The sequence below is a fragment of the Streptomyces sp. CB01881 genome (assembly GCF_002953255.1).
GTDB lineage: Bacteria > Actinomycetota > Actinomycetes > Streptomycetales > Streptomycetaceae > Kitasatospora.
In genome coordinates this window covers 11,076,087-11,094,864 of sequence record NZ_CP026498.1, presented here as the reverse complement: position 1 = coordinate 11,094,864, position 18,778 = coordinate 11,076,087, and the positions used below count along the sequence as shown (strand labels likewise).

General features: G+C 70.3%; 9 protein-coding genes. 6 read left to right on the top strand and 3 right to left on the bottom strand.

Annotation, left to right across the window (positions count from 1 at the left end; translation table 11 throughout):
• The first annotated feature begins 157 nt into the window (after positions 1-157).
• Entirely contained in the window at positions 158-355 is a 198-nt protein-coding gene (locus C2142_RS37745; protein ID WP_148647298.1) for a hypothetical protein, read from the top strand.
• A gap of 187 nt (positions 356-542) precedes the next feature.
• Here C2142_RS37745 and C2142_RS37740 read toward each other — a convergent pair whose 3' ends face one another.
• Together C2142_RS37740 and C2142_RS37735 are read right to left on the bottom strand one after the other, a co-directional pair.
• Positions 543-1,118, bottom strand: coding sequence for a hypothetical protein (locus C2142_RS37740; protein ID WP_206671119.1), 576 nt, complete (start codon positions 1,116-1,118; stop codon positions 543-545).
• Positions 1,119-1,449: 331 nt separating this feature from the next.
• Positions 1,450-2,121, bottom strand: coding sequence for a hypothetical protein (locus C2142_RS37735; RefSeq protein WP_148647297.1), 672 nt, complete (start codon positions 2,119-2,121; stop codon positions 1,450-1,452).
• A gap of 522 nt (positions 2,122-2,643) precedes the next feature.
• On the opposite strand from C2142_RS37735, the gene C2142_RS37730 reads away from it, so the two are divergent.
• The 4 genes from C2142_RS37730 to C2142_RS37715 all read left to right on the top strand — a co-directional run bounded on the left by C2142_RS37730 (position 2,644) and on the right by C2142_RS37715 (position 8,377).
• Complete coding sequence (locus tag C2142_RS37730) at positions 2,644-2,967, top strand: helix-turn-helix domain-containing protein (RefSeq protein ID WP_148647296.1); 324 nt, start codon at positions 2,644-2,646, stop codon at positions 2,965-2,967.
• A 7-nt stretch (positions 2,968-2,974) separates the two neighbouring features.
• Positions 2,975-5,197: a hypothetical protein gene (locus tag C2142_RS37725; protein ID WP_148647295.1), complete on the top strand. Its 2,223-nt coding sequence runs from the start codon at positions 2,975-2,977 to the stop codon at positions 5,195-5,197.
• Positions 5,194-5,895, top strand: coding sequence for a helix-turn-helix domain containing protein (locus C2142_RS37720; RefSeq protein ID WP_148647294.1), 702 nt, complete (start codon positions 5,194-5,196; stop codon positions 5,893-5,895). The genes C2142_RS37725 and C2142_RS37720 overlap by 4 nt, the downstream gene beginning before the upstream one ends.
• A 121-nt stretch (positions 5,896-6,016) precedes the next feature.
• The gene (locus tag C2142_RS37715) at positions 6,017-8,377 is read left to right on the top strand and encodes a DEAD/DEAH box helicase (protein WP_162002661.1); all 2,361 of its coding nucleotides are present in this window, start codon (positions 6,017-6,019) and stop codon (positions 8,375-8,377) included.
• 15 nt (positions 8,378-8,392) lie between these two features.
• Here C2142_RS37715 and C2142_RS37710 read toward each other — a convergent pair whose 3' ends face one another.
• A complete protein-coding gene (locus C2142_RS37710) occupies positions 8,393-8,932 on the bottom strand; it encodes a hypothetical protein (RefSeq protein ID WP_148647292.1) in 540 nt (179 codons plus the stop codon).
• Between the two features lie 347 nt (positions 8,933-9,279).
• Between C2142_RS37710 and C2142_RS41870 the strand changes: the two genes are divergently transcribed.
• The coding region (locus C2142_RS41870; protein ID WP_194235870.1) for a LamG-like jellyroll fold domain-containing protein at positions 9,280-18,778 on the top strand (9,499 nt) is incomplete at its 3' end.

Genomic DNA, 18,778 nt, shown 5'->3' with positions numbered 1-18,778 from the left:
CCGCGCCGACACCGCGGTCCATCACGCCCGCCCCACCCCCCGGTCGCCCGGCTTCTGGAGATCACCGGCGCCGACCAGGTCTTCCCCAGCGATCCGGACGTGCCCGCGGCCCGCTCCGCTCGTTGAACCGACCGAGCGCCCCGACCAGGGCGTGCGGTTGCGCCTGCTCCACATCGTCCGACTCGTCACCCCCACGGCCCGGACGGTGCAGCGCCGCCGCTTCGGCGCGGCCGGGCCTGAGCCCGGCCGCGCCGTCGGTACGGGTACTACGGTGGCCGCCGAGGGACCGCTGCCCGGGACGGCCCAGGCCGTTGTCCGGGGCGCCGCGCGGCCCGGCCTGGACCAGGTCACCTGAGACCGCGAATCAGACCAGATCACTCGAGACGGCAACCAGATCCGTCGAGACAGGACACTTCCGCTGTCGGTAACCGACACGGTCGCACCTGTCCTGTGGCAAGCGATCTTGACCGCTTGCCAATACCCGCGCCCGCAGCGGCCTGCCGGTCCCATCGGCCGGCGCCGCCGCCGTGGGCGCCGGCGGCCTACACGACGTACGCCGCCTCCGGCTCCGCTCCCGGGCAGCAGACGGTGGCCTCGTCGGCGATCTCCTTGAGGCAGTCCCCGCAGAGCCACGCGGTCTCGGGCTCCACGGGCCCGGTCGTGGAGACCTCGTTGTCACGCACCGTCAGCTGCCAGGTGCCCCAGGACTCCTCGCCCTGCGCGTCGATCAGGCCGTCGAGCACGTGGTCGAAGGTGAAGTTCTCGAACCCGGGCTTGCCTTGGGCGTGGGCGGCGGGCTTCAGGAAGTGGTCGACCAGGTAGGCCATCCACTCGGGCGAGTCGTAGAACTTCTCCTGCCCGTTCCACGCGATTGCGGCCCCGTCCTCCGTGGGTTCCCACTTGCACCACAGGCCCGGCTGGCCCGCCGGGGGCGTGTTGTGGTCGCGGATGTCCGCGTCGTGGCCCTGTCCCGCGAAGCCGGTGCCGTCGACGTAGTAGGGGCCGTTGTCACGGTCCATGCGCCGGGTGTCGGCGAACTTCCGCAGGTAGGCGATCTCCTGCTCGTTGAGCGGCGGCTCGACGGCGATCCGACCGGTGAATGTCGTGGTGTAGCCCATGCTCGGCATCGTAGCCACGCCATCCGACACCCCGGACCGCCCGACCAGGCTGGGGCCGTCGGTGCGAGCTTGGTGAGCCTTCTCGGTCACAGCACTGGTCGGAGGTCTGCCGAAGTCTCCGCCGGTCAAGATCATTTGCCACAGGCTAGTAGCTCATCGTGATCTGGTCTGGAGTCACAAGCTACCGAGCACCGCTCGCAAGCTACGTGTCCCGTGTCAGATGATCTTGACCGCTGTACTCCTCCAGGACGGCAGGCGAGGCTCTGGCGGATCGGGCGTTGACGGGTGCGCCCGGGAACGTGCCGTCACCTGACACCGGCAGCCCCGGCCTTCAGTCGGCAAGGCCCTCCATGCGGAGCACCTCGAGCTCGGCCAGGTAGGTCGCGAAGCGCTTGGATCGCTTGGGCGCGATGGCCACCACCGTGTCGAAAGGAGTCGCCTCGAACCGGCGTGCTGCGATCTGCGCGAACACCGGCAGTCGCTCCAGGCCGCCGAACTGCTCCACCCGGTCGCGATGCAGAAGGAACTGAGTCTCCTCATCGCGTCGGACCAGGTGACCGGGGACGTAGTAGAAGTCGGCGTCGGAGAACGCCGCCCCGGAGATGTCCAGGGCCCAGTCGACGTCGGAGTAGTAGGCGACGATTCCGGCCGTGAGCCGGTCCCGCATGTCCTGCGGTAGCGAAGAGTTCGGCGGAGTCGCCATCAGCGGGCCGACATTCCCCGTCAGCGTCACGTGCCTGAACACGCAGCCGTTCAAGTTCAGCTGCGAAGTGATGGCCAGCCCGTCGATGTACACGTCCTCGAACCGCACCCCCTGCGCCACGGACCGGATCACCCGGCAACGCCTGGCGGTGACGTCTCTGACCACCAACCCCAGATCTGGGTCGTCGAACTGCGCCCGGCCCGATCCGTTGAACACGCATCGATCGAGGTCGACTGGGCCAAGCGTCCGGTTGCTGCCCAGCGACTTCAAACCGACGATCTCTTGCTTCTCCGGCAGCATGCGGATGATCTTCCCCGAAGCTGCCCCAAGCTCCCAGCACCGTCCCGCGCGGCGGACTTGCCCGGGACACGGCTTCCGCCACCACTGGTCAAGATCAAGCGGCAGAGGCTCGCCAGCCGTCAAGATCATTTGGCAGACGGTCAAGGTCTCCTGCCAGAGGACACCACGGTGCTCCGTTACAGGTCCGTGTGACGGAGCATCGTAGTTCGCGAGTGATCGTTTAGAACCTGCTGGTCAGCGGCGTAGCGGTGCACCGCAGTTTGCGAGGGCGGAGCGCCCTGTCTTGCGAGCCGGGCAGCAATGGCCCGGGCGGTCAGCTCAAGAACCCCAGGTCAACGCCTTGCGGACCGATCGCACCAGGCTCGCAACCTGCGGTGCTCCACTCGCAAACCATGGCGCTCCATCACAGTCCGGGCGGAGAGTTGCGAGTACTTGATGCGGTCATATTGAGGTGTATGTGCGAACAAAAATGCTGCGCATTATGCGGCGTACTATGCTACCTTTCTCGCATGGAGGTATGTGATGAGTGAGATCTTTGCGGCGGTCGATGCGTTGCTGGCCAAGGCCCGGGACGGCGGGGACCTGCCGGAGCCGGCCGAGCGGGAGCGGCTGCGCAAGGCCGCCGGCTTGACCCAGGTCGAGGTGGCGGCGGCCCTGGACACCAGGCGGGAGACCTTCGCCAAGTGGGAGGCCGGTGCCGCGCAGCCCAGGTCCCCGAAGCGCGGCGCGTACGCCTTCCTGCTCGCGGGCCTGGCTGACATCCACGGCACCCAGAGCCCCGACGGCTGGCTGACCCTGGCCCGCCAGGCCCGACCGCTCGACAGCGACACCACGGAAGGAGAGTGAGAGTCTGATGGACCGCAAGACGTACACCGCCGAGCTCGCCGGTCTGCGCGAGCTGCGCACCGAGATCACGGCCGCCGAGAAGCAGGTCGCGGCCGCGCAGAAGGAGCTGGACAAGCTCGCCGCCCGGCGTGCGCGCCGGGTGGCCGGGCTCGCGGGGTACGAGGACGCGAAGGCCGACGCCGTCGCGAAGGCCTCGGGTCTGTCGGTCGGTGACGTCGTGCGGATCGCGCCGCTGTTGGACCCGACCCCGGCCGCCGTCCGCGCCGCCAAGACCGCCGCCGCCGCCGTCGTCGCTGCGCCCGCCCCGGCCCCGGAGGCCGAGCCGGTCGCCGAGCCCGTCGCCGCGGTCGCCCCGGCGCTGACCCGCCCGGCCCCCGGACTCGAGCAACCGGCCCCAGCCGCCCCGGCCGCCGAGGCACCGACCGAGGTCGGAGACCAGGCCGTCGCCGAGCAGCCCGCCCCCGCCGCTGCGCCGGTCGTCCCTGCGGCCTCGGTCGCTCCGGTCGCTGCCCCGGTGCGTCCGGTGGTCGAGGCCGGGCCGCGCGAGCTGCCCACCCTCCCCGAGGGCCCGGCGGGTGCCCGGTTCGAGGCCGTGACCACCGGCCTGGTGTCCAAGCGCCCGAACTTCGTCCAGCAGGCCCGCTCCACCGTGTTCCTGGACGCGGCAGCCGGGATGCTCGCGGTCCGCGACCAGGTCGTCCGGGTCGACCTCGGCGCCCGCACGCCCGGGGAGATCCTGGACGCCGTCCTGGCCACCGCGCCCGGCACGGAGCGGGTCTACATCACCGCCGGCGCCCCGTGGCACGACGGCGCCGAGCGCTACTCCACGCTCAAGGACGCGGTCGCGGCCTGGCTGAACACCCCGAGTGAGCGGTGGACCACAGCCGTCGGCTCCGGCCGGGACAGGCTGGCCGGGCACTTCGTCCACCAGCGCCAGCCCGTGGGCCGCTACGCCCCGGCCGCCGCGCCAGACAGCGGCAGCACCGAGATCCGGAGCATGGGGGAGTGGTTCGACCCGGACGGCGCCGACGTCACCACCTGCCGCCAGGCGTTCACGCTGCTGTGGCAGGCGCTGCGCCGTCACTGGGACGACGCGGTCCTCATGGGCTCGCCCAGCCAGACGGGCCGGGACCTGTGGTCGCGAACCATCCCGGCCACGGGCAAGTGGGCCGGGGGTTACCCGGTCCTGTCCGAGGAGCTGCGCGGTCTGCTGCACGCGACCGGTGGTCAGGGCCGTACCGAGCTGATCCTGCCGCCGCGCGTCCCGGAGCAGCTCCCGGCGCTGGTGGAGTACGACCGTACGTTCGCCTACGCGAAGCACCTGTGGAAGTCGCCGGTCGGGACCCCGCTCCGGATCACCGCGGCCGCGTTCGCGGCGATGACCGAGCAGGAGCAGACCAAGGCCCTGATGTCCTGCTCGCACTGGAACGTGCGCGTGACCGTCCCGGCCGGGTGGAACCACGTCGGCCTGCTGCCCGCCCCGGTCACCGGGGACCGGGCCTGGGACTACCCGGCCGAGCCTGGCGCCACCTTCACGACGTGGGCGGGCGGCGCGGAGGTCCACCTCGCCCTGTCGAACCACATCGCACCGTGGCGGATCGAGATCCTCGGCGGCCTGCTCTTCGAGGACGGCAAGCCGCTCGACGACTGGGGCAAGCGCCTCAAGGCCGCCTGGGCGGACCTGACCAACCTCTCGAAGCTGCACGGCGACGAGCGCCAGCGGCAGGCGGCCTACCTCGCCTCCCGCGCGGTCCGGTCGGTGCTGCTGTTCGGCCTGGGCGGCTTCGCGCAGCGCCCGCGCCTGGTCTCCGGCACCACGCCGGTCGGCGAGGCGCTGCCGGCGGGGGTGGAGATCCTCGGCCAGGACGACCAGGTGGTGACCTGGCAGCGGCAGGCCGGGTTCTCCCGCGACCCCAACGCTCACCCCGAGTGGGCGGCCTACGTCTGGTCGGGGGCCCGGGCGGCGCTGCTGCACACGCAGTACCGGCAAGGCAAGGAGATCGTCGGCACCGCCGGCGCCCTGCACGCCCGGCCGGGCACCGTCGTGTACTTCGGCACGGACGGCATCGCGCTGACCGAGCGCCAGTCCTGGCCCTACCGGGGCGAGGTCGGCGACTACCTCCTCAAGGGCCACCTGACCGGGCCGGTCGAGCACCCGACCAGCCAGGAGCAGTACCTGACGCTGCGCGGCCAGGGCCGCGCCGAACTCGCCGCCGGAGGTGACCGGTGAGCCCCGCCGACCCGACCAACCCGAACGAGGCCGCGCGCCTGACCCAGCAGCTGATCGACCAGGGCTGCACCAAGCGCCAGGTCGCGAAGATGCTCGGCCGGGACGCCTCCCTGGTCTCGCAGTTCTTCACCAAGGGCAAGGGCGCATCCATGGTCGGCGCGCTGCGCCAGCTGGTCCGCGCGGTGCGCGGCGGCGAGCGGGACGCGGAGGCGCTGTCCGGCATCGCGGAGGCGAACACCAAGCGCCGCACCACCAAGGGCGGGCAGAAGGCCCGGGTGCGGGGCAAGGACACCGTCGGCGAGGCGGGCGGCAGCATGGCCGGCCGGGCCGGGAAGCAGGCCATCAAGTCCGGCGCAGCCCACCTCGCCCCGGTCGTCCACGAGACCGGCCAGGCCGGCGGGAAGCTCGCGTTCACGGTCCGGATGAAGGCCAACCAGTACGTCTACTCGGCCGGCTCCGAGAAGGACTCCGGCGGGGTGCGCCGCGGGTTCATCCCGCGCGCGGACGGCACCGAGGAGCGCACCTACGGCTCCGCGAGCAACGGCGGCTTCGACGCCGCCGAGTGGTCCCAGCGCGTCGCCGACCACCACGGCGACGTCACCGAGGCGATGAGGGAGTGGCTGGTGGAGACCGGCCGCGCCGTCGAGGACGCCGACATCGCCTACCTGGAAGTCCGCGGCTGGATCCCCGAGGAGTAGGCCGGGCGGCCTCTCCCCAACCATGACCTGGCCCCGGGAAGAGGGCCGCCCGCACCGACCCTGCCACACCGCCCGCCCACACCGACCCGCCGTCTCAGCATCCGAGGGAGAAACCCGCGCCGTGGACACCACCACCGCCACCGCCATCGAGGACATCCCGGCCGGGCTGCGCGCCGCCGCCCCGGTGCTTCCGCAGCAGCCAGCCGGTGCGGTGGTGAACCCGCTGCCGCTGCACTGGTTCCAGAAGGACGCCGTCGCCGCTGCGGTGAAGGCCGTGAAGAACGGCGGCCGGGCGACGATCGTCGCGGCGACCGGCTCCGGCAAAACGCTGATCGCCGCCGGCTGCGCCCGGCGCCTGGCGGCGAGGGGCCGGGTGCTGGTGCTGGTGCCGACGATCGAGCTGCTGGAGCAGACCGCCGCCTCCTGGTCGCTGAAGGGCGGCCGCCAGGGCCTGGCGGTGGCGGCGTGCTCGCGGGCGGAGGCGCTGGAGAGCGCGGAGGCCGGCGGCCGCGTCGAGGCGCAGGTGACCACCCAGGCCCCGCGGATCGCCGACCTGGTCGTCAAGGAGAAGGCCGGCGGGCCGGTCACCGTCTACGCCACCTACGCCTCCCTGGAACGCATCGTGGCCGCCCACAAGGACTTCGGCCTGCCCGCCTGGGACCTCGTCGTCATCGACGAGGCGCACCGCACCGCCGGGTCCGAGGGCAAGGCCTGGGCCGCCGTCCACAACGACACCGACGTCCCCGCGCTGCGCCGCCTCTACTTCACCGCCACCCCGAAGATCGCCGACGACACAAAGGCGAAGGCCGGCCTGGCCGACCTCACTGGCGAGGGTGAGGGCCAGGAGCTGCCCGCCCTCTGCTCCATGGACGACCCGGCCGTTTACGGCGAGACCGTGTTCACCTGGACCCTCGGACAGGGCATCGAGCACGGCTACCTCGCCGACTACCGCGTCCTGGTCCCCGTCGTCACCGACGAGGACCTGCGCGACCTCCTCAACCTCCCCGCCGTCGCCGACCTGCGCTCCCAACGCTCCAACGAGGAACTGCTGCGCCTCGCCCTGCAGGTCGCGGTGCTGCGCGCGGTCGCCGACCTGGAGCTGCGCCGGGTCATCACCTTCCACTCCCGGGTCGCCGCCGCACGCGAGTTCGCCGCCACCATGACCGCCACCGCCGGACTGCTCCCGGACAAGGACCGTCCGGAGCGGGTGACCGCGCTCGCGGTGGCCGGCAGCGACAGGCTCAAGGACCGCCGGGCGGCGTTCGCCACCTTCTCGGCCTCCACCGGCGAGCGGCCCGGCGAGGAGGGCGAGGAGTGCTGCATCATCTGCAACTCGCGCCTGCTGAACGAGGGCATCGACGTGGCCGCCGTGGACGCCATCGTCTTCGCGGACCCGAAGTCGTCGGTCATCGATGTCGTCCAGGCCGTCGGCCGGGCGCTGCGCCAGTCCTACCGGCAGGGAAAGGTTTCCTGGGTCATCATCCCCGTCTACCTGCCCACCCCCGAGGTCGGCGACGACACGATGGCCACCGACCCGGCCAAGGTGCGCGATGCCGGGGAGACGGTGAAGGCCGAGGCCGACGACGAGATCGAGGCCTCCGCCTTCCGCACCATCTGGCGCGTCCTGCGGGCCCTGGCCGCCCACGACGCCCGCGTGGTCGGCCGCATCACCGAGCTGCGCACCAAGCGGGTGGGGGAGAAGGATGACATCACCGAGTCGCAGGCCGGCGAGGAAGCCGGGGAAGCGACGGGCGACGCCGAGCAGCCGGTGCCGGAGTCGCCGGTGGAGTGGCTGCGGATCAACGCCCGCAAGCACGCCGCGCAGATCCTCCAGACGGTGAAGCTGCGGGCGTTCAACCCGCGCGCCACCGAGTGGCAGCGCATGTTCGCCCTGGCCCAGGCGTTCCGCACCCGGCACGGCCACCTGGACGCCTCCGACAAGAACGTCGACGCTGATCTGGTGAGCTGGCTCGACCGCCAGCGCTACCTTAACGGTGCTGGCCTCCTCGCCCCGGTCCGCGTCAACGAGCTGGACCGGCTGGACATGATCTGGGACAAGCACGCCCACTCCTGGGAGCGCGGCTTCGCCCACGCCCGCGCCTGGGCCGGGATCCACGGCCACCTGGCGATCCCCGCGGCGGAGAAGCTCGACGGCCACGGTGTCGGATCCTGGATGGGCCGCCAGCGCAAGAACGCCAAGCTCACGGCAGAGCAGGACGCCAAGCTCACCGCCCTGGACGCGATGTGGCGCATCGAGCCCGACTGGAACAGGTCGTACCGCCGCCTGCTCGCCTACCTCGCCGCCGGCGGCACCCTCACCGGGCCCGCCAACCGCACCGGCGGCGACGCGGACCCGTCCTTCCGACCCGGGGCGTGGCTGCGCAAGCAGGACAAGGCCCGCGCCGACGGAAAGCTGACCCAGCAGCAGACCGCGCTGCTGGAAGCGCTCCACGGACACGCTGCCGAGACCGTTGCCGGCTGACCGATGCTTCGCCGGTCAGTTGCCGGGGGCGGGCAGGTCGAGTGCGCGGCGGCGGACCTCGGCGGCTTTCTCGTTGTCGCTTCCCGTGACTGTGACAACGCCGCCGGGCGCGGGCTGCCCATCGGTCGTCACGGCGACGAACCGGGTATGCGGGTTGGCCTTGGCTGCAGCTTCCAGGGCCTGGGTGAAGGTCGGTCCGATGGAGACGACGAGGTCACAGCGCTGTGCTGAGAGTCCCGAGAGATAGGGAAGGGCCTGGTCGACGGTGGCAGCGGGAACGAGAAGTTGTTGCACGTTCAGCTGGTCTTGCTGGGAGGCGTCTTGGAGAGCTGACCAGATCAGGCTGGTGTCCGTGCGCCCCGCCGCTTCCGTGGCATCGCCGGTGAGACATGCCGTTCGGCGCCCCGCGATGTTGGAAGGCTTCACGGCGGCCGGACGGTCGGCCTCGCCGTCATTCCCGCTCGTGAGCAATATCCCGGCACCGGTACCTGCCACGGCCAGTGCCGCGGTCAGCCCGAGCACCCACCGGAAGCGGGGGGTTAGGTGGAACGTCATGTCGGGCTTTCTCCTGGCGGGTGATGTGGGGTGGGCGCGGTCAAGTCTTGTCCGGTGGTTTCCATTGGATGGTAAAGAAGATGAAAAATTTCTTAAGATCATTTCGACATATCATGTCCCTATTTTGCACAAAGCGACCGTTGTTTCGTCAATTCCCGGCTGTACCTGTCGTACTGACGACCGATAGGAAGGGTACGGACCGATCGCCGTAGGGGGAGAGTCGGTCATTTCGCCTGCACTCCGAAGGACTGGCCGTGCGTCGCTCGCTTGCACTCATCACCTCTTTGGCGCTTCTGCTTGCCCTTGGCACGCAAGAAGCGAGCGCGTTCACGGCGGCCAACGCCCCGTTGCCGACGGTCACGCCGAAGACCCCGCAGCAGGTCAGTGGCGACCCGGGCAACGGCACCCACACCGTCCCGTCCACACAGACCAGGAAGGACGGCGGCGGCCCTGGGGAGTCGGCGCACCAGCCGGGCCCGGGCGAGCTGCCCGAGGCCAGGGCGGTGCCGGGCGACACCAGCATCCATCCCTCAGGCGACAAGCAGCCCCGGTCGCCGGTGAAGGGCGAGCCCGTCACCGCGCCGCCGTCCCTGGAGCACCGTCCGGGCGACGCCAAGCCGGGCAGTCCGAAGCCTGAGGCCGCCACCGCCGGCGCTGCGAAGCCGGTCGTCCCGAAGGGGGACAACAAGCCCGCCACCGACCCGAAGCCCACCGCCGACCCGAAGTCCCCCGTCGCGCAGGACCTCCAGGCCCGCAACGGCACGACCCCCGGCACCGGCGTCCCCGGCCTGCCCGCCGAGGGCACCGAGGTCACCGGCGCCCGCACCGACGCGACGTCCGTCTACCAGAACCCGGACGGCACCAAGACCCTGCGCGTCTATCCCAGGCCCGTGCACTACCAGAAGGCCGACGGCAGCTGGGACGACATCAACACCAACTTCGCCCTGGACCGTGCCGGCCGTTGGACGGAGCAGGCCAACAGCCAGCAGGCCACCTTCGCCACCAAGGCCGACGATCCCGCGTTGGTGAGCTGGTCCCTGGACGCTGGGCACGTGGTTTCCTACGGCCTGCAGGATGCCGCCGCGGTTCGCGGCGTGGTCCAGGGTGACACCCTCACCTATCCGCTGGCGCGCCCCGCGAGCGACGTGGTCTACAACGGCCTCGCCCAGGGCATCAAGGAGTCGCTCGTCCTCCACGACGCGACCGCCCCGACCAGCTGGGTTTTCCCGCTGCACGTCACCGGGCTGACGCCGGCGCTCGGCCCAGGCGGCGAGGTCCAGTTCAAGGACGCCTCCGGTGTGGTCAAAGTGACGATCCCGCACGGCTTCATGACGGACTCCCACATCGACCCGGCCTCGGGCGACGGCGTGGTCAGCGACCGGGTGACCTACCGTCTGATCGACGTCAACGGCGCCCCGGCGCTGCGGATGGACCTGGACGAGGCCTGGCTGCACGACGCCAAGCGTGTCTTCCCGGTCACCGTCGACCCATCGACGACCAGCATCGGGGTCGGTCAGTCGACCTATGTACGCTCGGGCCAGACGGCGAACTTCTCCACCGACCCTCTGCTGAGGGTCGGCACCTACGACGGCGGCGCGTCCAAGGTCAACAGCTACCTCTACTTCCCGGGCGTGGTGAGCGCCCTGAAGGGTAACTACCTTCACGCCGTCTCGCTGAACCTGAACAACACCCATTCCTACGAGTGCAAACCGCATCCGGTCTACGTCAATCAGATCACCAGTCCGTGGGATCCGTCGACGATCAACACGTACCCAGGGGTGTCGATCGGCCAGCAACTGGGTACTGCCAGCTTCTCCGCCGGTGACGCCTGTGGCGGCGCTATGTGGGAGAGCATCGACCTCGGGGGCAGTCACACCGATCCCGGCGTCCAACTGGTCGAGAGCTGGGCCCGGGAGGGCGACAACTTCGGCCTCGCGCTGACGGCCAGTACCACTGACTCCAACCACTGGAAGAAGTTCTCCAGCGCCAACAGCGCCTACCCGCCGTACCTGTCGATCGCCTACAGCGACTGGGCCGCGACCTACGCGCCGGCCAACAGCTACATGCCGCCGACCTACAACACACCCGGCTCGCAGCAGGTCACCCTCACCAACGTGGCGGCCAACTGGTGGAACTGGCAGAGCATGCAGGTCAAGGCCCGCCTGTTCGACTCCAACTGGAACGAGCAGTGGTTCAACGCGCCAATGACCGGGGTACCCGGACTGGTGAAGACCTATGACTCCGTGACCGTCGACGGAGTAATCCCGCCGCTGCCGTTGGGCCGGTCCTACATCCTCTGTTGGGACGGATACGTTCACGGTACGACCTCGTTGCACGACAGCTATTCCATACCCTTCGGCAACTGCACCTGGGTCAGCGGGGCCAACACCGCACCGCAACTGGACCTGCTCGCGCCGATGAACAACACCGTCGTCGGCAGCCTTACCCCCCAGATCTACGCCACCGGCCACGACCCGGACAACTACCCGGGCGCGGGGCTGGACTACGACTTCCGCGTCTACACCAATCCTTCCTCGGGAGACCCCCAGTTGGTCGCCGAGTCGGGCTGGCAGCCCAGCACCTCCTGGGCCGTGCCGCCCGGCAAACTCGCCTGGCACAGCAGCTACCTGTGGAACGTCAAGGTCAGCGACCACGGCGGTGAGAGCCCGTTCTCAGGCACCGCCTCCTTCTCCACACAGGTCCAGCAGCCAGTGATCACCTCCCATCTGGGTGGTGCGGTCGGCGACGGCGCGGGCCGGCCGTTCGACGCCAAGGTCGGCAACTACACCACGTCGGCCACCGACGCCGACATCAAGAGCATCGGCCCGGTCTTGTCCGTCAACCGTTCGTACAACTCGCTGGACCCGCGCACCTCGACGCTGTTCGGCACCGGTTGGACCTCCAACTTCGACATGAAGGTCCAGCCCGACAACGACGGTACCGACACCGTCGTGCTCACCACCGCCAGCGGCCGCTCCGCCCGCTTCGGGGCCGACCCGAGCAAGGGAGCCGTGTACACCCCGCCGCCAGGGGAGTTCCAGTCCCTCAGCAAGGTCTCCGCCGGCTTCGACCTGATGGCCAAGGACGGGACGCGCTACGAGTTCCACGCCGCTTCGGGCACCGGCTACGCCCTGTCCACGGTGCGCGACGCGGTGGGGCGAACCCAGGAATTGAGCTACACGGACGGCCGCCTGGTGACGGTGAAGGACACGTCCTCGGGCCGGGCTCTGCATTTCGGGTGGACGGCCGACAACCGGCACGTGGCAAGGGTGTCCACCGACCCCGTGATAGAAGCAGCCTGGAACACCACTCTCGCCTGGACGTACACCTACAACCCGGCCAACCCGGACGAGCTGGACCAGGTCTGCGCGCCGACGACCGGCGGAAACACCGCTCGGTCCTGCACCACCTACTCGTACATACCCGGATCGCACCTGCGCTCCGCCGTCCTGGACTCAGCGCCGGTCTCCTATTGGCGGCTTGGCGAGAGCTCCGGCGGCACCGCCGCGAGCGAGGTGGCTGAGAACCAGGGCAACGACAACGCCCGCTACTCCGGCACCGGTGTGACCCTGGGCACTCCCGGCCCGGCGGCCTCCGCAACCGCCGCGACGTTCGACGGCTCCTCGGGCTACGTCGGACTGCCGCAGAGCGTCCTCGACACCTCCACGTACACCTCGGTCGGCCTCTGGTTCAAGACCAACAGCTGGGGAGTGCTGTTCAGCTACCAAGCTGACCCCTTCCCGGGCAGCGGGAGCACGCCGGCGAACTACACGCCCGCGTTGTACGTCGGCCAGTCCGGCAAGCTCCACGGAAAATTCTGGAACGGTCCGTCGAACACGATCGACTCGTCCGCGGCCGTCAACGATGGCAAGTGGCACTTCGCGCTGCTTGCGGCGGCCGGCAGCACCCAGACCCTCTATCTCGACGGGCAGCCCCAGGGCACGCCGCTGCCCGGAGCCGTCATCGCGCCCGGACAGCGCTCCGAGGCCGTCGGCGGCGGGTTCCTCAGCGCCAACTGGCCGGACAACCCGTACGGCTCGTCCGGCCAGGCCAACTACTTCAACGGCAGCATCAGCGACGTCGCGTTCTACAACCGCACTCTCGGTGCCCCGGCTGTGACGGCCCTGTGGCAGGCGGGCAGCCAGCCCTCCGCCGAACTCACCGGTCTGACGCTGCCCTCGGGCAAGACCGGTCTGGCCGTCAGCTACGACACGGCCAAGGACCGGGCCTCGAAGGTGACGGACGAGAACGGCGGCACCTGGACGCTCAACGCACCCACCGTGGCCGGATCTTCCCAGGAGTACCAGGGCACGGTCATGGGCTCGCGTCCGGCCGGCTACTGGCGGCTGTCCGACGGCGCAGGTGTGCAGGCGGCCAACCAGGTCTTCACACCACGGCCGACGCCCAACAACGGCAGCTATGCCAACGTTGCGCTCGGAGCCCCCGGCCCGATGACCGGCTCGGCCGGGGCCGCGACCTTCGACGGCAGTACCTCCTGGGCCGAACTGCCCGCCGCCTACGCCCCGCAGAACGGCCCCGGCGCACTGGGCCTGTGGTTCCGAACCGACAGCGCAGGCGTCCTGCTCTCCTACCAGTCATTCTTGATCAGCGGCCGCTCGAACGGTTCGACGGACCGCTGGAACCCGGCACTGTACGTCGGCAACGACGGCAAGCTTCACGCTCAGCTCTGGATGGGCGACGCCGCGCAGACCATGGCGACCGGCACTCCGGTAAACGACGGGAAATGGCACTTCGCCGTCCTGTCCGCAGACAGCCAAACCTCCCAGACCCTGTACCTCGACGGTGCCCGGGCTGCGGGCCCGCTCAACGGGACCATCACTCCGAACGGCACCAACCACGTGTTCCTCGGCGCAGGCACAGTCTTCGGTGGATGGCCGCAGGCGCCGGCCGACAGCGCCGGCCACTTCAAGGGCCAGCTCGCTGACGTCGCCGCCTACCCGCACGGCCTGAGTGCGCCCACTGTCGCCTCGCTCTACCAACTCGCGACCACCTCCGGCGCCACCCAGTACGACGCCGGTGTCGTGGACGCCCACCCCACCGGCTACTGGCGCCTCGGTGACAGCACCGGCAACCAGGTGACCGATCTGATCTCCTCCGCGGCACTTGCCCAGAACCGCGGCACCTACCACGACGCCGTCTGCTGCCAGACGGGCCCCTGGGCCTCCGGTTCGGCCACGGCCACGGGCTTCAACGGCACCAGCTCCTACGTCAAACTCCCCGACAACACCGCTCCCAAGCACTGGGGTGCGGCCACCGTCGAGCTGTGGTTCAAGACCACCGCACCCGGCGTGCTGTACAGCTACCAGTCCTTCCCGGTCGACGGGAGGCCCAACGGGTCGACCGACCGCTGGAACCCCGCGCTCTACATCGGCACCGACAAGAAGCTGTACGGCACCCTGTGGACCGGCTCGGCGAATAATGCCCTGGTCAGCGCTTCCACCGTCGCTGATGGGGCCTGGCACCACGTCGCCCTGGCCGGTGACGGCTCCGGCCAGACGCTCTACCTGGACGGTGCCCCCACCGCCACCAGCACCACGGCACTGCCCATCACCTACAACGGCTCGGCCTACGCCTACCTCGGTGCGGGGTGGACCGGCGGCGGCTGGCCCAACGCCCCGACCGGCCCCGTCGGTCACCTCAACGGCACCATCGCCGACTTCTCGATCTACCAGTACCGGCTCACCGGCGACACCGTCTCCGGCCAGTACCGACTCGCCACCGCTGCCGCCCCGGTGGGCGGCCTGGACGCTGCAGCTGCCTACCGTGCCTCTGTCGTCCAGGACAACGCCGTCGGCTACTGGCGCCTCAACGACCCGTCCGGATCCGGGTACGCCGCCACCCAGCTCGGCGACGCCCGCCCGGACGTCACCTCGGGCAACCTCACCGATGTGGACCTGAACGCCGCCGGACCGTCCGGAGACCCGAACCAGCGTGCCGCCGTCTTCAACGGCGCCACCTCCCAGATCCAGCTGCCGTCCGACGCCGCCCCCATCAGGGGAGCGGCCAGCATCGAGCTGTGGTTCAAGACCACCAGCGGCGGCCCCCTCTACAGCTACCAGGACTTCCCGGTCGGCTCTCCGCCCGCGAACGTCTACAACCCGGCGCTGTACGTCGGCTCGGACGGGCGCATCCACGGTGAGTTCTGGATGGGCCCAGGCGCCGCCATGACCTCCGACCGGACAGTCAACGACGGCAACTGGCACCAGGTCGTACTCACAGGCGACGACCGCGGCCAGACCATCTACCTCGACGGCCGGGCCAGTGCTTCCGACAGCACCGGACGGAAGATCACCTTCAACGGCACGCCGTACGTCTACCTCGGCGCCGGCACCACCACCAGCTGGCCCGCTGCCGGCGGCGACCACTTCAAGGGCACCATCGCGGAAGCCTCCTACTACGCCTCCCGCCTCGACGCCGACACCGTGACCGCACACTACAAGTCCATGGGCGGCGGTGACACTCCCACTGCGGTCACCACTGCGACCGTCACCGACCCGACCGGCTACAAGCTGGCGTACCGCTACGACACCCGGACCTCCCAGCTGATCTCCCGCAGCGACGGCTACGGCAACACCACCCGCTACAGCTACGACACCGCCGGCTACCTCTACGCCGTCACCGACCCCAACGGCCACACCATCACCACCGGGCACGACGCCCGCGGCAACACGGTCTCCCGCACCACCTGCCGCAGCGCCGGAAGCTGCCAGACCAGCTACGCCACCTACTACCTGGACACCGGCAACCCCTTCAACCCGGCCAACGACAAGATCCTCACCTCCAGCGACGCCCGCTCCACCGGCCCCACAGACACCACCTACACCACCCGCTACAGCTACGACGCCGCCGGTCAGCTGGCCTCCACGACCACTGCAGGCACGCGCGACTTCCCCAAGGGCCGGGTCAGCTACACCCTCCGCACCGACGCCACCAGCCAAGCCCAGGACGGCGGCCCGGTCCCAGCCGGGCTGATCCGGATGCAGACCGGGCTGCTCGACGCCGCAGCCTACCCGGACCCGGCCAAGGTCCCCGCCGACCAGCAGACCAGCTACAGCTACCGGAGCAACGGCGACCTGGCCACCGTCGCCGCGCCGCTGCGCCCCGCCGTCAGCTACGGCTACGACAACCTCGGCCGCACCACCAGCCAGTCCTTCGGCTGCGACGACTGCCCCGGCGGCAGTGCCGTCGTGCCCCGGATCCTGCGGACCGACTACACCTGGGACGGCCAGGGCCACCAGGTCACCCGCACCGACCCGTACACCACCGACGCCGTCACGGGCGCCAAGCACACCCGGCAGACCACCATCGCCTACGACGTCGACGGCAACCAGACCGGCCAGACCGTCGCCGACACCGCCGGCGGCGACCCGGCCCGCACCACCACCTGGACGTACGAGAGCGACACCAGCCGGGTGAAGCAGGTCAAGGATTCCGGCGGCCACGTCACCTCGTACACCTACGACCGCTACGGCAACGTCGCCACCCACACCGACGCGGCCGGCACCACCTACAGCTACAGTCACTCGCCCATGGGCCAGCTACAGCAGACCGCTGTCAGCAACTACACCGGCAGCAGCGCAACCCCGACCGCACCGCGCTGGCAGGTCATCGGCTCCCGCTCCTACGACCCCGCCGGCCGCCCCGCCACCGACACCGATGCCATGGGGCGCGCCACCCACACCTACTACAACGACGACAACACCGTCGCTGAGATCGACCTCGACGGCTACCACAACACCGACGGCACACTGCGCAACGTCGTGCTCCAGCAGAACACCTACGACGACGCCGGCCACCTTGCTCAGCAGGTGACCGGCGGGGGAAAGACCACGACCGCCACCGCGTACGACGCGGCCGGCCGGGTCACCAGCACGAGCGTCGATCCCGGTGGCCTGAACCGCACCACCAGCTACACCTACGATGTGGCCGATCGCCCGACCAGCGTGGTCAGCACCGGCGGTGCGGACGCGAGCTCGGCCCAGACCGACTACGCCTACGACGTCACCGGGAACCTGCTCAAGCAGACCGCACGAAACCAGCCCGCGGACGCGGTGGTGGCGTACGGCTACAACAGCCGCGGCCTGCGCACCAGCACCATCAGCCCGAATGGCAACGCGGCCGGCGCGGACCCCGTCGCGTACACCAGCACCACCGGCTACGACGAAGCCGGCCGTCCCACAATCACCACCGGCCCGCTGTTCAGCGCCGAGGCCTACGACCCGGCCAGTCGCAGCAGCAAGCCGCAGCAGACCCGGCCGATCGGACGCAGTGGTTACGACACCTTCGGCCAGCTGACCTCGCAGGTCGACCCGGTGGGCAACACCGCCACCTACACCTACGACCTGGACGGAAACCGGGTCGCCGTGGCCAGCGCCGCCTACACCGACCCGCAGTCCGGCATCGCGATCACCCCCACCTCCACGGTCGACTACGACGTCCTCGGCCGGCCCGTCAAAAGCGTCATCGACCCGACCGGCCTCAAGCTGACCAGCACCATGCGGTACGACCAGTTCGGAAACCTGGTACAGGCCACCCTGCCGCCGACCGGTGGAACCACAGCCCCGACCGTCACCAACTCCTACGACCTCGACGGCGAACTGCTCGCCACCACCGGCCCGACGGGCGCGGTCAGCCAGTCCACCTACGACGACCTCGGACGGCGCATCACCAGCACCCAGCTGGAGCGCTACCCTGCCCCGGCCGCCTACACCAGCACCTTTACCTGGGACGACGCGGGCAACCAGCTCAGCTCCACGCCCCCGGGCGGCGGAGTCAGCAAGGCCACCTACAACGCCGTCGGCCAGGTGCTCAGCGCCACCGGCCCGACCGGCGTCACCGTCCGCTCCGCCTACGATGGTCTCGGCCGGACCAGCCGGGCGACCGGCGCCGACGGCACCGCGACCGTCACCGGCTACGACCGGCTGGGGCGGACGCTGAGCACGACCGACCTGGACACCACGGGGGCCACCGTGGCCACCCAGTACGCCACGTACGACCTGGAGGGGAACATCCTCAGCGCCACCGACAAGGTGGCGAACAGCGCCGACATCGCCGCGCACGCACGCCAGTTCAGCTACAACCCGGCCGGCCTGGCGGTCCAGCAAGTCGAACCGGCCGGCGCCGGACAGACGATCACCACATCCTTCGGCTACGACACCGGCGGGCGAAAGACCCGCTGGACCAACGGCAAGAACATCCCGGTCTACTACACCTACAACAGCCTTGGGCTCCCCGAATCGACCGTCGAGCCGCCGACCACCGCCCACCCGACGGCCGCTGAAGGCCTGTTCACCACCAGCTACGACGCGGCAGGCCGGGTTGCCACGCTGACGGAGCCGGGTGGCGTGGTCCGCCGCCGCAGCTACGACGGCGCGGGCAACCTGACCCAGGAGACCGCCACGGGCGCCGAGGTGGCGACACCGAACCGCACCCTCGGCTACGACGCGGCCGGCCGCCTCATATCCGTCGGCACCCCCGGCACCACCCCCGACACCTACACCTACAACGACCGCGGCCAGCTCCTCACCTCCGCCGGCCCCGGCGGCGCCGGCAGCTACAGCTACAACGGCGACAGCCGGATGACCGCCCGCACGGACGCGGCGGGCACCACCTCCTACGGCTACAACGCGGCCGGTCAGGTCACCAGCGCGACAGACCCGCTGACCGGCGCCACCGTCGGCTACGACTACGACACGGCCGGCCGCCTCACCACCGAGCGCTACGGCACCGGCGGCGGCACCCGCACCTACGGCTACGACAACCTCGGCCGGCTGCGCGACGACACCATCAAGAACCCGAGCGCGACGGCCGTCGCCCGGCTACGGC

Bases quoted from the DNA above. Each gene is read 5' to 3' on its own strand.
- C2142_RS37740 (WP_206671119.1), bottom strand. From the start codon at position 1,118: ATGGGCTACACCACGACATTCACCGGTCGGATCGCCGTCGAGCCGCCG.
- C2142_RS37735 (WP_148647297.1), bottom strand. From the start codon at position 2,121: ATGCTGCCGGAGAAGCAAGAGATCGTCGGTTTGAAGTCGCTGGGCAGC.
- C2142_RS37730 (WP_148647296.1), top strand. From the start codon at position 2,644: ATGAGTGAGATCTTTGCGGCGGTCGATGCGTTGCTGGCCAAGGCCCGG.
- C2142_RS37725 (WP_148647295.1), top strand. From the start codon at position 2,975: ATGGACCGCAAGACGTACACCGCCGAGCTCGCCGGTCTGCGCGAGCTG.
- C2142_RS37710 (WP_148647292.1), bottom strand. From the start codon at position 8,932: ATGACGTTCCACCTAACCCCCCGCTTCCGGTGGGTGCTCGGGCTGACC.